The sequence below is a fragment of the bacterium genome (genome assembly GCA_035419245.1).
Lineage (GTDB): Bacteria > Zhuqueibacterota > Zhuqueibacteria > Residuimicrobiales > Residuimicrobiaceae > JAKPUX01.
In genome coordinates this window covers 268,131-281,953 of record DAOLSP010000003.1, presented here as the reverse complement: position 1 = coordinate 281,953, position 13,823 = coordinate 268,131, and the positions used below count along the sequence as shown (strand labels likewise).

At 60.5% G+C, this 13,823-nt stretch carries 11 protein-coding genes; 8 read left to right on the top strand and 3 right to left on the bottom strand.

Annotation, left to right across the window (positions count from 1 at the left end; genetic code table 11):
• On the bottom strand, positions 1-630 hold the full coding sequence (locus PLH32_07020) for a TetR family transcriptional regulator (protein ID HQJ64348.1): 630 nt from the start codon (positions 628-630) through the stop codon (positions 1-3).
• 372 nt (positions 631-1,002) lie between these two features.
• Here PLH32_07020 and PLH32_07015 point away from each other — a divergent pair, with 372 nt between their 5' ends.
• The gene (locus PLH32_07015; GenBank protein HQJ64347.1) at positions 1,003-1,185 is read left to right on the top strand and encodes a hypothetical protein; all 183 of its coding nucleotides are present in this window, start codon (positions 1,003-1,005) and stop codon (positions 1,183-1,185) included.
• Positions 1,186-1,256: 71 nt separating this feature from the next.
• Here PLH32_07015 and PLH32_07010 read toward each other — a convergent pair whose 3' ends face one another.
• Positions 1,257-2,777, bottom strand: a complete 1,521-nt coding sequence (locus tag PLH32_07010) for a FumA C-terminus/TtdB family hydratase beta subunit (protein HQJ64346.1) — start codon at positions 2,775-2,777, stop codon at positions 1,257-1,259.
• A 235-nt stretch (positions 2,778-3,012) separates the two neighbouring features.
• Here PLH32_07010 and PLH32_07005 point away from each other — a divergent pair, with 235 nt between their 5' ends.
• The 3 genes from PLH32_07005 (at position 3,013) to PLH32_06995 (ending at position 7,736) form a co-directional block, all read left to right on the top strand.
• Positions 3,013-6,042, top strand: coding sequence for a fibronectin type III domain-containing protein (locus PLH32_07005; GenBank protein ID HQJ64345.1), 3,030 nt, complete (start codon positions 3,013-3,015; stop codon positions 6,040-6,042).
• Positions 6,043-6,162: 120 nt separating this feature from the next.
• Positions 6,163-6,684: a cyclic nucleotide-binding domain-containing protein gene (locus tag PLH32_07000; protein HQJ64344.1), complete on the top strand. Its 522-nt coding sequence runs from the start codon at positions 6,163-6,165 to the stop codon at positions 6,682-6,684.
• Positions 6,685-6,695: 11 nt separating this feature from the next.
• Positions 6,696-7,736, top strand: a complete 1,041-nt coding sequence (locus tag PLH32_06995) for an AI-2E family transporter (GenBank protein ID HQJ64343.1) — start codon at positions 6,696-6,698, stop codon at positions 7,734-7,736.
• Between the two features lie 56 nt (positions 7,737-7,792).
• Here PLH32_06995 and PLH32_06990 read toward each other — a convergent pair whose 3' ends face one another.
• Positions 7,793-8,491 (bottom strand): cyclase family protein, encoded by a 699-nt coding sequence (locus PLH32_06990; GenBank protein ID HQJ64342.1) that lies wholly within the window; start codon positions 8,489-8,491, stop codon positions 7,793-7,795.
• Positions 8,492-8,722: 231 nt separating this feature from the next.
• Between PLH32_06990 and PLH32_06985 the strand changes: the two genes are divergently transcribed.
• Genes PLH32_06985 through PLH32_06970 form a run of 4 tightly spaced genes read left to right on the top strand, consistent with a single transcriptional unit; the run spans position 8,723 to position 13,749 of the window.
• Positions 8,723-9,910, top strand: coding sequence for a hypothetical protein (locus PLH32_06985; protein HQJ64341.1), 1,188 nt, complete (start codon positions 8,723-8,725; stop codon positions 9,908-9,910).
• Between the two features lie 18 nt (positions 9,911-9,928).
• Positions 9,929-10,813 (top strand): cytochrome c3 family protein, encoded by an 885-nt coding sequence (locus tag PLH32_06980; protein ID HQJ64340.1) that lies wholly within the window; start codon positions 9,929-9,931, stop codon positions 10,811-10,813.
• A gap of 23 nt (positions 10,814-10,836) precedes the next feature.
• On the top strand, positions 10,837-12,201 hold the full coding sequence (locus PLH32_06975) for a hypothetical protein (protein ID HQJ64339.1): 1,365 nt from the start codon (positions 10,837-10,839) through the stop codon (positions 12,199-12,201).
• A 12-nt stretch (positions 12,202-12,213) separates the two neighbouring features.
• On the top strand, positions 12,214-13,749 hold the full coding sequence (locus tag PLH32_06970; GenBank protein ID HQJ64338.1) for a fused MFS/spermidine synthase: 1,536 nt from the start codon (positions 12,214-12,216) through the stop codon (positions 13,747-13,749).
• Positions 13,750-13,823: the final 74 nt, after the last annotated feature.

Sequence of the window (13,823 nt, the reverse complement as noted above, 5' to 3'; positions counted from 1 at the left end):
TCACTCCTCCTGACGCGGAATCAAACCGTAGAGCATGAGGTCCACGATGGCCTTCTCCCGCTCCGCCAGCATCCGGGCTTTGTCGGAGAAGGCCTCGGGAAAGGCGGCTGCGAGGATCGGCTGCACAATGAAGACAAAAATATTGAGCGCTACAAGATTCCAGACCGTTTGCAGCGGATCGACCTTGCGGAGTCGCCCGTTTCGGATCGCTGCCGGTATTTCGTCCCTGAGGGCCTGCAACGGTCCGCTGAAGCGGCGGAAATTGCTCCGCACCAGCTTCTCGACCACCGGGTTGCCGCTGTGAATCTCGCGGACAATCATCCTCGGCAGCTCGGGATGCCGGTTGAGAAAGTCCAGGTGCAGATGGACCAGTTGCGGGATCACCACCTTGGGATCGATCGCCTCAACTTGGAGGATGGAGCTGAACAGTTTTAAAAGATTAGTAAAGTTTTCCGAAAAAATGGCGGTGAAGAGCGCCTCCTTGGAGTTGAAATAGTAATAGATCATCGCCTTGTTGGCGCCGGCGCGATCCGCAATTTCCTGCATACGCGCCCCGTCAAAACCCCGCTCGGAGAAGACTTCCGCGGCCGCCTGCTTGATCCGGTCACGCATATTTTCCCGGTCGCTCATGGTTCTCCTGCTGCAAGGATCCACTCCCGCTGTGGAACGTGTGGAACAACGGCCGTCCCGAAGGGTTCAAAAGCGGCAGTCTTTTCCCCGCCGCTGAATTAACCATTTGGTTTAACCAACTATTTAGTTAAAAATACTACATCTTGTGGAATTTGTCAAGTATTTTCTGCGTTTAACGGCAACTTTTGCCGACCTAAAAAAAAGTTGCTACCTGTGAAGAAAATACTTGACTTCCAATAGCATGGCTTTTATATTTAACCAAGCTGTTTCTGAAGCTACATCGCCTCCTCTAACTGTGCTCACTCCATGGCCGTCCCCCCCCCGGCTTTGGAGTCTCCCTCATCATTTTCGGCTTCGTCAGGAGAAGCAGCCATGGGAGATCAACCCATCTACTTTTGGCAGTTGATCAGCAGCGGCTTAGGGCTTTTTTTGGTGATCCACGCCGCATTTGCCAAGGAGTTCCTCTTCATCACCGGCGACGAACGGCTCCTGCGCATCTCCAAATTTTTCCTCGGCCTGGCGCTCTCGCTGCTGCCCTTTTTCAGCCGGCTCTGAGAAGCTGCCAAAAAACAGAAACGCCCGGGAGTCCCCTCCTCCGGGCGTTTTTTTTGCGCCGGGTTCCGCGATTATTGTGTCATCAACGCCTGCAGTCGCTCTCCCGAAGCGGCCAACACCTCCTGGTGCAGCGAACGGCCGTGCGCATCGATGGTCACCACCGCAGGGAAATCCCGCACCCGCAACTCCCAGACCGCTTCGGGGCTGCCCAGTTCTTCGAGATGGACGCTGACCACCTCTTCGACGCACCGGGCATAGATCTGCGCCGCTCCGCCGATGGCGTGCAGATAGACCGCTCCGTGCGCCGCCAGGGCCTGACGCGTCCGCTCCCCCATGCCCCCCTTGCCGATGATCGCCTTGAGGCCGTATTTTGCGATGATCTCCGCTGCATAGGGTTCCTCGCGGATCGAGCTGGTCGGCCCTGCGGCCACTACCTGGCGCCGCCCGCCGGCCTCGATCACCACCGGACCGCAATGGTAGATGATGCCGCCGCGCAAGATTTCGAGCTCGCCGCCTTCATGCAAATACTTGTGCACGGCATCGCGACCGGTGAACAGGGTGCCGCTGAGCAGGACGATCTCCCCGACCGCTAGGGAACGCACCGTCGCTTCATCCAGCGGCGCCTGCAGCCGCCGCACCCGCGCCGGATCGAAGACCATCTCCGCAGGCGCAGCGGGTTCGGCGGCGAATTCGCCCGCTTCATGATAAAGCCAATCGACCAACGTGCCCTGCGCATCCAGCAACAGACCGCGGCGGCGATAGGCCCAGCACATATAGGCGACGCTGACAAAGAAGGAGGCAGGCAGGCGATTGCGGCTGCCGATCTTGCAGCCGCCGAGGGTCAGGCGGCCGCCAAAGCCCATGGGGCCGATCCCGAGGCGGTTGGCGTCCGCCACTACGCGCGCCTCCAGGTCCGCCAGCGCGGGCACGGGGTTAACATCATCAACCGGCCGCAGCAGCTGCTCTTTCGCATAGGCATACCCTGTGGCGCGATCGCCGCCGATGCAAACCCCGAGAAACCCCGGTCCGCAGCCGTGGCCCTGCGCCTGCAGCACCGCCTGGAGAATGCAGGCATGAACCCCTTGCAAATCGCGGTTATAGCGCACGCCGTCAAAGGTGGCGGGGAGCATGAACTGCGCACTGGTATTCTCGCAGCCGCCCCCTTTGAGGATGAGGCGGATATCCAGGTTCTCTCCGGGCCCCTGCTCGAAATGGCAGACCGGGCTGCCGGGCCCCAGGTTGTTGCCGCTGTTCCGGCCGGTGAGGCTGTCGACCGAATTCTGCCGCAGATAGCCATGGCGGGTCGCATCAACCACCGCCGCCTCGATGGCCTGGCGGATGGCGATCTGGTCGGCGCCAACCGGCACGCGCAGGTAAAAGGTGAGGGTGCCGGTATCCTGGCAGATCGGCGCCGAGCGCTGCCGTGCGAGGCCGATGTCAAGGGCGACCATCTCCAGAGCCAGTCGGGCCCGCGATTCGGGCTCCTCCAGGCCGCGCGCATCGGCCAGCACAACCTCGACATCGCGCGGCAGAAAGGCCGAAGTGCGGCGGATGAGTTCGAAAAGATGTTGCTGCAGCAGGGTGTAATCCATACCACCTCCGTATTTAAGGGTCGCGCTCTACAGCATGTAACCATTCGCGGCCCGGTATTATTCGCGCCGTTCCGGCGCGCCCGGTTTGCGCACATCCTTCAGCGCCCGCCCGGTTTCCGGCCGCCGACGTAACTTGCACCCCCGCTGGCGCCTACCCGTTTTCCGGCCGCCGCACTTTTTGCTTGGAGGATTGCGCGAAATTCTTTATCATGTGACCATCTAACCGGGAGTCTAAATGAAACCGTGCCTCCGCCTCATCCTGCCGGGCCTGATTGCGCTCGCCCTGGCCTGTGCGCCGAAAGCAGTTCTGCGCAAACCCGCCTACGACTACAGCAAAATGGACAAGGAAAGCATTCACGTCCATAAAAAAATCGAAGCCCTGATTGCCGAGTGCACGGCGACCAAATCGCCTCTGCCCCTCTCCAACGGGGTGCGCATCGAATCCCTCATCCTCAAGTCCAGCGAAAAGTCCCTCGCGGTCACTTTCAGCAAAAACTTTTCCTATCCCGCCTTCCGGCCTGATAATGTCAAAGCGACCTATGCCCGGCTCCATGCGCTGCTCGGCAAGAAATACGACCGTTACAACATCACCCTCTACACGCTCGGCCAGCCGATCGAATCCCTTATCCCCAATCTCTACCGCCGCAATGCCCGTCAATGGGACCGCAGCCGTATGGCCCGGCAGACGCCGCGACCGGCGGCCCTGGTGCGGCGCATCAGCCGCCCCAGTCAACCCAGCCTCGGACTGCTGAATCGCACCATCGACGTTCGTCCCAGCCACGGCTGGTATTACAATGCCGGGACGGACCGTTGGGAATGGCAGCGTCCGCGCCTTTTCGAGACCGTCGAGGATCTGCTCCCTTTCTCGTTCACCACCTTTTATCTCATTCCAATGCTCGAGAATGCCGGAGCGGTGGTCTTTACACCGCGCGAGCGCGACATCCAGACCCGTATGGTGATCGTTGACAACGACACCCCGGCATCCACCGGCGCCGGCTACCACGAATCCGGACCCGGGTGGCACTGTGGCGCGGAGAAAGGCTTCGCCATCGGCCGTCCACCCTACGAGGTCAATCACAATCCCTTCCTTCAAGGCACCCATCGTCTCTGCACCAGCGACACCGTCGGGACGAGCTGCGCCTTTTGGCGGCCGGAGATCCCCGCCGACGGCGATTATGCTGTCTACATCTCCTGGCATGCCTCTCCGGACAACCTCGATGATGCCCTCTATACCGTCCGCCATGCCGGTGGCGCAACGCAGTTTCTGGTCAATCAGCAGATCGGCGGCTCCACATGGATCTATCTCGGCACCTTCCGCTTCCTGAAGGGCTGCCATCCCGACAGCGGCAGCGTCGAGCTGAGCAACCGGGGCCACACCCCCGGCCGTCTGGTCAGCGCCGATGGCGTCCGTTTCGGCGGCGGCATGGGCGACATCCTGCGCAATGGGGCGGTCAGCGGCAAGCCCCGTTTCGCCGAGGGGAGCAAGTACTATCTTCAGTTCGCCGGCTTTCCCGACACCCTGATCTACAATCTCAACGATGGCCGCGATGATTATCGAGATGACTATAACAGTCGCAGCGAGTACGCCAACTATCTCTACGGCGATCCCTTCGGGCCGAAGAAGAGCCGCCACGATCCCGGCCGCGGCATCCCTTTTGACCTCAGCTTTGCCTTTCATACCGATGCCGGAATTACCCGCAACGACACCACCATTGGCACCCTGAGCATTTACAGCTATCAATCCGCGGATTCGACGTTCAGCTTTCCGGACGGGGTATCGCGCATGGCCAACCGCGATTTCGCCGATGTGCTGCAGACCCAGCTTGTTGAGGATCTGCGTCGGCTGTATGATCCGGTCTGGAGCCGCCGTCCGCTGATGGACGGCGATTACAGCGAGTCTCGGCGCCCGCAGATCCCTTGCACCCTGCTCGAGTTGCTCTCACACCAGAATTTTCTGGACATGAAGTATGCCCTCGATCCGCGTTTCCGTTTTGACACCGCGCGCGCTATCTACAAGGCGATGCTCAAATTTATCGCCTTTCAAAACCAGAGCGCCTTCGCCGTCCAGCCCCTGCCGGTGGACCATTTTCAGGCCCTGCTGAGCGGCCCGGGGGAGGCAACCCTAAGCTGGCAGCCGGTCAGCGATCCCCTCGAACCGTCGGCCGAGCCGCAGAATTACATCGTCTACATGCGCCAGGAGAACGGCGGTTTTGACAACGGCACACCGGTCGATCAGCCGCGCCTGGTGGTCCGGCCGATCAAGCCGCGGGTGCTCTACAGTTTCAAGGTGACCGCGGTCAATGCCGGCGGCGAGAGCTTTCCCAGCGAGGTGCTCTCCCTCTGCCAGCTGCCGGAGGACCCTGAGCCGGTCCTGGTGGTCAACGGATTTGACCGGGTCGCGTCTCCTGCCTGGATCGACGGGGCAGAGTACGCGGGATTCACCGATTTCCTCGATCAGGGGGTAGCCGACCATTTCAGCATCGGGTATACCGGGAGCCAGACCGACCTGAAGACCGACTCCCCCTTCCGAACCAATGATGCCCCCGGTCACGGTGCCAGCGCTGCGGCCTGGGAGGCGAAGCCAATCTGCGGCAATACCTTCGATTTTCCCGCGGTTCATGGCCGTTCGATCCGCGCCGCTGGCCGCTCCTTCGTCTCCTGCAGCGATGAAGCCCTCACCAGCGGGCGGGTCGATCTGCGCCGCTTCAGGCTGGTCGATCTGATCCTTGGGGAGCAAAAGCGGACCCGCTGGCCTACCGCCGCCGGCGATTCGCTGCGCGGCCCGCGGTATGCCGCTTTCTCGCCAGGACTCTGCGCGGCCCTCGACAGTCTGCTCAACCGCAAGGGGGGGCTCTTCGTCAGCGGGGCGTACATCGGCAGCGATCCTTGCGCCGGGAAAAAGTCCGACGACTCTCTGGTTCAGTTCATCGAGCGGCGCTTGCATTACCGTTGGACGGCCGATCACGCCGCCACCGAGGGGATCCTCTTCAGCGCGGATGACCGCTTCTGGCCGCGCGGGACCCCGTTCCGGTTCATCACCCGGCCGGATTCACAGATCTATGCCGCCGAGGCTCCCGACGCCATTGATCCGGTCAACGGCAGCCGCACCATTCTCCGCTACAGCGAGAACCAGTTCAGTGCCGCCACAGCCTTTAAAAAAGGCCATGCTGTAGTCGCTATGGGATTCCCCTTCGAGACCCTCGCCGCAGCGCCGGAGCGGGATCGGTTGATGCGGGCTATTCTGGCCTTTTTGACGCAACAATAAAAATCATTTCATTTTTGGCCAATTTGCATTATATTTCGATTGAAGAGGGGCCCGCTGCGCCTTGCAGACGGCCCCGCAAAGGGAGTCCAGTCGATTCACGCAGCTGAATGGGGAATGCCCATGAAAGGTTTGTTCGTCAAGAAAGCAGCAGAACATCCCGAGCAGAATGAAGAGGAGATCAGCCAGCTCCTCAAGGCCATGCCGATCTTTCAGGATTTAACACGGCGGGAACTGGCGGCGGTGGTGCGCATTCTGCACCAGCGGGAATACCAGCCCGACGAGGTCATTTTTCGTGAGAACGAACCGGGGATGGGGATGTACATCCTCCAGACCGGCCGGGTGGCCATTCTCTCCGAAGCCGGCAAACTGCAGCTGGCCGAATTCAGCGATGGTTCATTCTTTGGCGAGATTGCGCTGCTCGATGCCGCGCCGCGCTCGGCGACAGCCGTGGCGCGCGCCCACTGCCGCATTTTCGGCTTTTTCCAGCCCGATCTGTATGGCCTGATCGAACGCAATCCGCAGCTGGGTATCAAGATCGTCCTCGGCCTCTCGCGGCTGGTTTGCGAGCGGCTGCGCCAGACCAACCAGCGCACCTATGCCATCAACGAGGCGCTGCAGCAGATGCGCCAGACGCCGCAGTAGGAGGTGAACGCATGATCTCCTTCCGCGACCCCAGTACCCGCAAGATGCTGCTGCTCCTGTTTGTGCTGGTGCTGATCATCATCCTGCTCGCCATGGGCGGCGTCGCCCAGATGATGATCATCGCCATTCTACTCGCCTACATCCTCGATCCGCTGGTAGTGCGCATGGAAGCGCACGGCATCTCACGCACCGCTGCGGCGGGGATCATCCTGCTGACCATCACCCTGCTGCTCATCATCAGTCTGCTCACCTTCGTGCCAGCCCTCAAGGCCCAGCTGATCGCGATGGGCAGCGGCGAGAGTTCAGCCAAGACCGATCTTGCCCTCGCCAAGCTGCAGGAGGTGGTGCGAGCCAAGATGGGCTGGCTCGGATATGGCGATATCGACCTCAAGGTCAAACTGGCGGAATTCAAGGCCTCTTTCGGCAAGAAGATCATCGACTTCCTCGTCAAGGATGTGGTCGAGATCGTTCTCGCCCTGGTCACCATCCCCTTTCTCATGTTCTTTTTTATCAAGGATGCGCGCAGCTGGAAGAAAGGACTGATCCGGATGGTCCCCAACCGCTATTTCGAGTTCAGTCTCGATCTCATCCACAAGATGGACCAGCAACTTGGCAACTATTTACGCGGCCAGTTCATCGATGCGGTTTCGATCGGCACGCTCGCAACGATCGGCCTGGGTGCCCTGAGCGTGCCCTATTTCTTTCTACTCGGGCCGTTCTCCGGCCTGGCCAATCTCATCCCCTACGTCGGCCCGTTTGCCGGCGGCATTCCGTCGATCATCATCGCCATCATGGAGAACGGCGATCTCTCGGCCGGGGGGCACGTTGCGCTGCTCTTTCTCGGCCTCAAGCTGGCCGATGATCTTTGTATCCAGCCGCTCTCGGTCTCGAGCAGCGTTCACCTCCATCCGGCGCTGGTCCTGGTCACCTGCATCATCGGCGGCAACCTCTTCGGCCTCATCGGCATGCTGCTTTCGGTCCCCGTCACCGGCTTTGTCAAGGTGGTGGTCACCGAGAGTCTCCAGACCCTCAAGGCGTACCGATTTTCCTGAGTATGGCCTGCAAAAAAACCTTCCGGCCTCATCCTCCGGAAGGTTTTTTTGTCCTCTCAGGCCCGCGGTGTCAGGGCCAGCAGCCTTGCCGGTGCGCCGCTGCCGCCTGTGATGGCCAAGGCACCGATGATCAGCCAGGCGCCCGTTGGCGGCGCCTGCGCCAGGCGGGCCAGATTCTCCAGGTGCAGGCCTCCATGGTGCGCCAGGAGGGTGCCGGCGGCAAAATCAGCCGAAGCACCGCCATCCACTCCGGGAGTATCGATTCCCACAATGCGCACACCGCGCTCCACTACCAGCAACTGCATCGCCTCCAGACTGATCCCCGGAAAGTGCATGGTGCCACCGGCATCGCGGGCCAAATAAGCTGCCGCGTCAGGCCAGCGGCTGCTCCAGCCGGTCTCCACCACCACTGCGGCATCAGCAGCGATCGGACCGAAGCGTTTTTCCCAACCGGTCACGCCCGCAGCGGTGAGTAGATCGTCCTGATGCAGCCGGCGGGTGATCTTGACCAGGGGAGCCACAAGCTGTTCCGCGGAGAAGCGGTCCATGCTGGTGCCGCCGGTGACAAAATGGCAAGGTGCTCCGCAATGGGTGCCACTGTGCTCACCGCAAGAGAGGGCATTCAGGAGATAACCCTCCCGTTCATATCCTGCGGTTGGGGTGATCCAAACGGGGGGATCCCCCGGCCAGACCGGCATATCCGCTGCAAAGGGATGGGAAAGATCAAGAATCCGGAAAGGAAAGACCGATCTCATGGTGCCTCCTGCTCGATGGGCGAGTGAAACCCGGGCCAGGCTGCAATGTAGGAAAGCAGCGCCTGAATAACAAGGCAAAATACGGTTCATGCTGCAGAACGCCCAACATGCGCACAATTTGCTTGTTTTTTTGCTGCATAGTCCTTATGTTTTTTCGTGGCATTGGACCATTTCTAATGTCTTGTTATTTCGTATAGTTGAACCATTTTTTAATCAACCTCGCGAGGAACCATGAAAAACCGTTTGCACTTCCTGCTGCTCCTCCTGTTTTTTATGGCCGGTGCTCTCGCTGCTCAGGGCATCACCTTCCATGGCAGCGCGCGCAACTCGATCTATGCTTTCGAGAGTGACAAAGTGCATACCCGTTTCTTCCAGTACCTCAATTTCACTGCCGTCAGCCCCTGCAGGCACCTCGCCCTGAATTCCAATCTTCGTTTTCTGACCGATGCCAACCAGGATCTCGATAATGATATGCGCTTCCGCGCCTTCGCTCTTACGCTCGAGGCCAGAAACTTGCTTGATGGCAAGCTGAACCTGGCTTTCGGCCGGCAGTTTCTCCATCCTGGCACCGCCCTGGGCGCCCTCGACGGCCTCAATGCCCGCTATGCCTTTGATCAAAGATTTTCGCTGCAGCTTTATGGCGGCGTTGAGAGTGTCGCCTCCCGTGCCTTCAAGATCCAGAAATTCGCGGATGCATCGGTTGTGGGGGGCGCGTTTCAGGTGAAGAAGGTCTACGCCTCCACCGCCCAGCTCTTTTATTTGCGCAAATTCAACAGCGAGGCCGCCTATTGGCAAATCACCGGGGCCAATCTGGAGAGCAACCTGGTACCTTATGTGCAGCTGCGGCTCCAGTCCCACTATGATCTCGAGAATGAGCGGCTCCATCGTTTGCTGCTGAACGCCAGCCGTTCCTGGAACGGAAAACTGGCCACTTTTATCGAATACAAGCGGCAAAATCCGCAGGTTTACGCCAACTCCTATTATACCATCTTTGAAGTCAAACCCTACTCGCAGATCCGCACCGGCGCCGACTATGCGCTTACGCCGGGTCTGGCCGTCGAGGCCCAGTATCAGCACCTGATGTTCGACGCCGATCAGGCGGACCGCATTCTGCTTTCTCTCAATAACGACGACGGCAGCATCGGCATGATGTACGAAACCGGCTACACCGGCGACCAGATCAGCGCCTATTTCAACTATGGCTACGAGATCCTGCCCAAACTGGTCGCCTCATTGTATGCCGATTATTCAAAATACCGCACCGAGACCATATACGAATACGACGACCAAATCGCCAATGCCGCGCGCTTGAGCTACTCCCTCGGCCGCTGGAACTTTGTCGGCGAATATCAGTGGCTGACCAACCGTTTGAAAGAAAACGATTCGCGCTTTCTGAACCATATCACCTACCGCTGGTAGCCGCAGAGGAGCCCTTCCATGAAAAGAATGTTCAGCCTTACCGCGCTTTCTGCCCTGGTCCTCCTCCAGACCCTGACCGCGGAGGCGCAGAAATCGGAACTCAAGTTTTCGCACAAACTGCATAGCGAGAGCGTCGGCGCGGCCTGCACAGACTGCCACACCGCCGTCGCCGAGAGCCTCCAGCCGTCCGACGATCTCCTGCCCAATATGGAGAGCTGCTATACCTGTCACGACCGCGAAGCCGAATGCAGCCTCTGCCACAGCGATGTCGACCATGCCAAACCCGAGCCGCGCACCAGCGGCTATATTGCCAAATTTCCCCATGCCAAACACATCTCGGACAAGGTGACCTGCACCACCTGCCATACCGGCGTCGCCGCCAGCGAGACCGTCGGAGCAAAGCATCTGCCCAAGATGAGCACCTGCTCCGGCTGTCATGACGACCTCGCCAAACCGGGGTACTGTTATGACTGCCATGCCAAGGGGGAAAAGCTGGCGCCCGCTTCCCACTCACTCGACTGGCCCAAAGCCCATGGCATTCGGATGCAGACCGAAAAAGACGAATGCAAGCAGTGCCACACCGACGATCAATGCTTGATTTGTCACAAACGGGGGAATCTCGACCGCAAAGCTCATCCCCTCAATTTCATCCACAATCACGGCTTGATGGCGCGGGGTAACAAGGAACAATGCCTGACTTGCCATGACGACCAGAGCTACTGTGTCACCTGCCATCAGAGCCAGATGGTGATGCCGCGCTCGCATGCCAGCGCCGCCTGGTCCAATCCCGCCACCGGCGGGACGCATGCACGCGCCGCCCGCGCCGACATGGATGGCTGCACTGTGTGCCATGCCGAATCGGCCAGCGAGCCGATCTGCATCCAGTGCCACGCATCCAAATAACCTGAGCCCATCGGGAAGAAAAAATGAAAAAAACAATTCTTGCATTGCTGCTCTCTCTCCTTGCGATCTGGTGGGCCGGATGCTCCAAAGATCAAACGCCTCAGCCTTCCAACTCGCATCCGGATAATTGGGTAAAAACCACCTCGGCAAGTTCGAGCCGGGCGGACCATGGCCAAAAGGTACTGTCCGCCGGTATGGCCTCCTGCGCCAGTTGCCACGGTGCGGACCTCGCCGGAGGAACCTCCAAGGTTTCCTGCTTCAAGTGTCATGATACTTATCCCCACAGCGAGAATTGGCTCACCGTCGGGCACAGCCGGTTCCACGGCAGCTACCTGGCCAAGGCCGGCTTTGCAACCACGAGTTGCACCCCATGTCACGGTGAGGATTTGCAGAACAGCGAAGGCAAAAAGCCCTGCTCCAGCTGCCATGCCCTTTATCCGCACGCCACGGGGTGGATGCAGAGCAGCTCCGCCTCCTTTCATGGCGCCTGGGCGAAAAATGCCGGCTGGAACTTGAACAGCTGCCAGCCATGCCACGGCAGCGACTACAGCGGCGGTGGCAATAAGCAGTCCTGCTACACCTGCCATGCCTCTTATCCGCACCGAGACAGCTGGGCCGAGGGCTCTGGCAGCACTTCGCATGGAGCCTGGCTCGCCGTGCGCAGCTTCAAGCTGGATGAGTGTAAGGCTTGCCATGGCGCAACGCTGCAGGGCGGGGATGGCAAGCAGGCCTGCACCGCCTGCCACACGGCCTATCCTCACGAAACGGCTTTCAAGTATGAAAAATCATCATCGCAGTTCCATGGCGTCCAGCTCAAGTCCCAGGGCTATAACCTGAGCGGCTGCTCCGGCTGTCATGGGGCGGATTTCCAGGGCGGCATCGCCAAAGCCAGCTGTACCAAGTGCCACGCCTCTTACCCGCATTCTGCGGACTGGACCCATCCCGCCGGAGCCGCCTCACACGTAGCCTGGCTGCGCAAGGACGAGCATGACCTGACTCCGTGCAAGAGCTGCCACGGCGCCGATTATCTCGGCGGCACCTCGGGCAAAAGCTGCACCCTTTGCCATACCGGCATTGGTGGACCCGAGAATTGCACCCTCTGCCATGGCAGCGCCGATGGTATCCAACCGCCGAAGGATACCCAGGGTAACATGGCCGAGACCGCCATGGGCGTGGGGCGGCACAAGTTCCATGTCCTGGACAAAAAGTACACCTGTCTGCTCTGCCACAAGGTGCCGACCGTCTACAGCGACCCCGGCCATGTCAACGACGATACCCCCGGCCGGGCGGAGGTCATCGATCTGTGGCAGTGGAACCACGCCAACGGCACCTGTGTCACCGGATGCCATGAAAACGACCCCTCCAAGAACTATATCTGGAACCACTGAGCGTCTTTTGGCATGGCCCGATTTCTCCTTTACCTCGTCGTCTCGGTGGCGGGCGCTGCGGTGCTCGCCATCGAACTGCTGGGCACGCGGGTGCTCGCTCCTTTCTACGGCTCCAGCCTCTACCTCTGGGCGGCTCTGATCACTGTAACCCTGCTCTCCCTGAGCCTCGGGTACTATCTCGGCGGCCGCTGGGCGGACCGCGGTGCCGCTCTGGAGCGGCTCGCAGCGCTTCCGGCCGGCGCCGGCCTCTGGCTGATGCTGGTTCCCCTGCTCAAACAACCCGTGCTGCTTCGCTTGCAGCCCCTCGGGCTCCGCGCCGCCGCACTCCTGGCGGCCACCCTGCTCTTCGCGCCCTCGCTCACCCTGCTGGGCATGGTGACCCCTTACGCCCTTAAACTGAAAACCCACCAGCTGGAGCAGCTGGGCCGCACCGCCGGATCGCTTTCCGCACTCTCCACCGTGGCCAGCGTCTTCTCCGCCCTTCTCACCGGATACTGGCTGATCCCGGCAGCCGGCATTAACCGGATGACCTGGGGCATCGCCTGGCTGCTGCTGATCACTGCGGCGGCGGTCCTGCTCGGTGGGCGCCGCAATCTCAAGGGGGCCGGCCTAGTCCTAATCCTCGGCCTTGCTCTCACCCTGATGGCTTCAGGCCTGCAGACCAGACCGGGGGTCGGGGTGCTCACCGTACAGCAGAGTCCCTTCGGCGAGATTCGTGTGGTGGAGCGGAACGGCACCCGCTTCCTACTCATCGACGGGGCGATCCATACGGCTACGGAGGCGCGCACCCTGGCGACGGAAATGCCCTATGTGGCCGCCTTCGACCTGGTGCGCAACTTTTATGACCGGACCGGGGAGATGCTGCTGATAGGATTGGGCGGGGGATCGGTCGCGAAAAACTGGTCGGCGAAGGAATGGCAGGTCGATGCGGTCGAGATCGATCCGGTCGTGGCGGAGATGGCCGGCCGTTTTTTCGGCCTGGAAGGCGGCGAGGCGAGGATTCATCTGGCCGACGGCCGGCAGTTCCTGCGTTCAAGTTCCCGGACCTATGATGTCATCCTCCTGGATGCCTTCGGCTCGAGTTCCATCCCCTTTCATCTCACCACCCTCGAAGTCTTCCAACTGATACGGTCGCATCTGTCGCCCGAGGGGGTCCTGGCGGTCAATGTCGAATGCGTCGGTTGGCAGGATCCCCTGGTGCAGAGCCTGGCGCTGACCCTCAAGCGCGTTTTCGAAACAGTCCTTGCTCTGCCCTGCGCCGAGCCGCCGAACGCCCTCGGCAATGTGCTGCTTCTGGCCGCTAACCGGGCACTGGAGTTTCCCGAAGATTGGCTGGGGAATCCCGGCGATTTCCTCGATGACGACTACCAACGCTGGTGCGCCGTCCAGCGCAACCACGCCTGGGACAACCGCTACACCCCCGCAACGGAACAGGCGCGCCTGCTCACTGACGACCACAATCCTTCCGACCTCTGGGCTGAGCGCATTAACCGTGCCGCACGGCACCGGCTCGCCGAGCTCTTCCCTGCCCCCTCCCTCGCCTGGTAATAAAAAAACACCCGCCGCAAGGACGGGTGTTCAAGACAAAACCGCTCGTGCATGGGGACTTGCCCCGCACGATT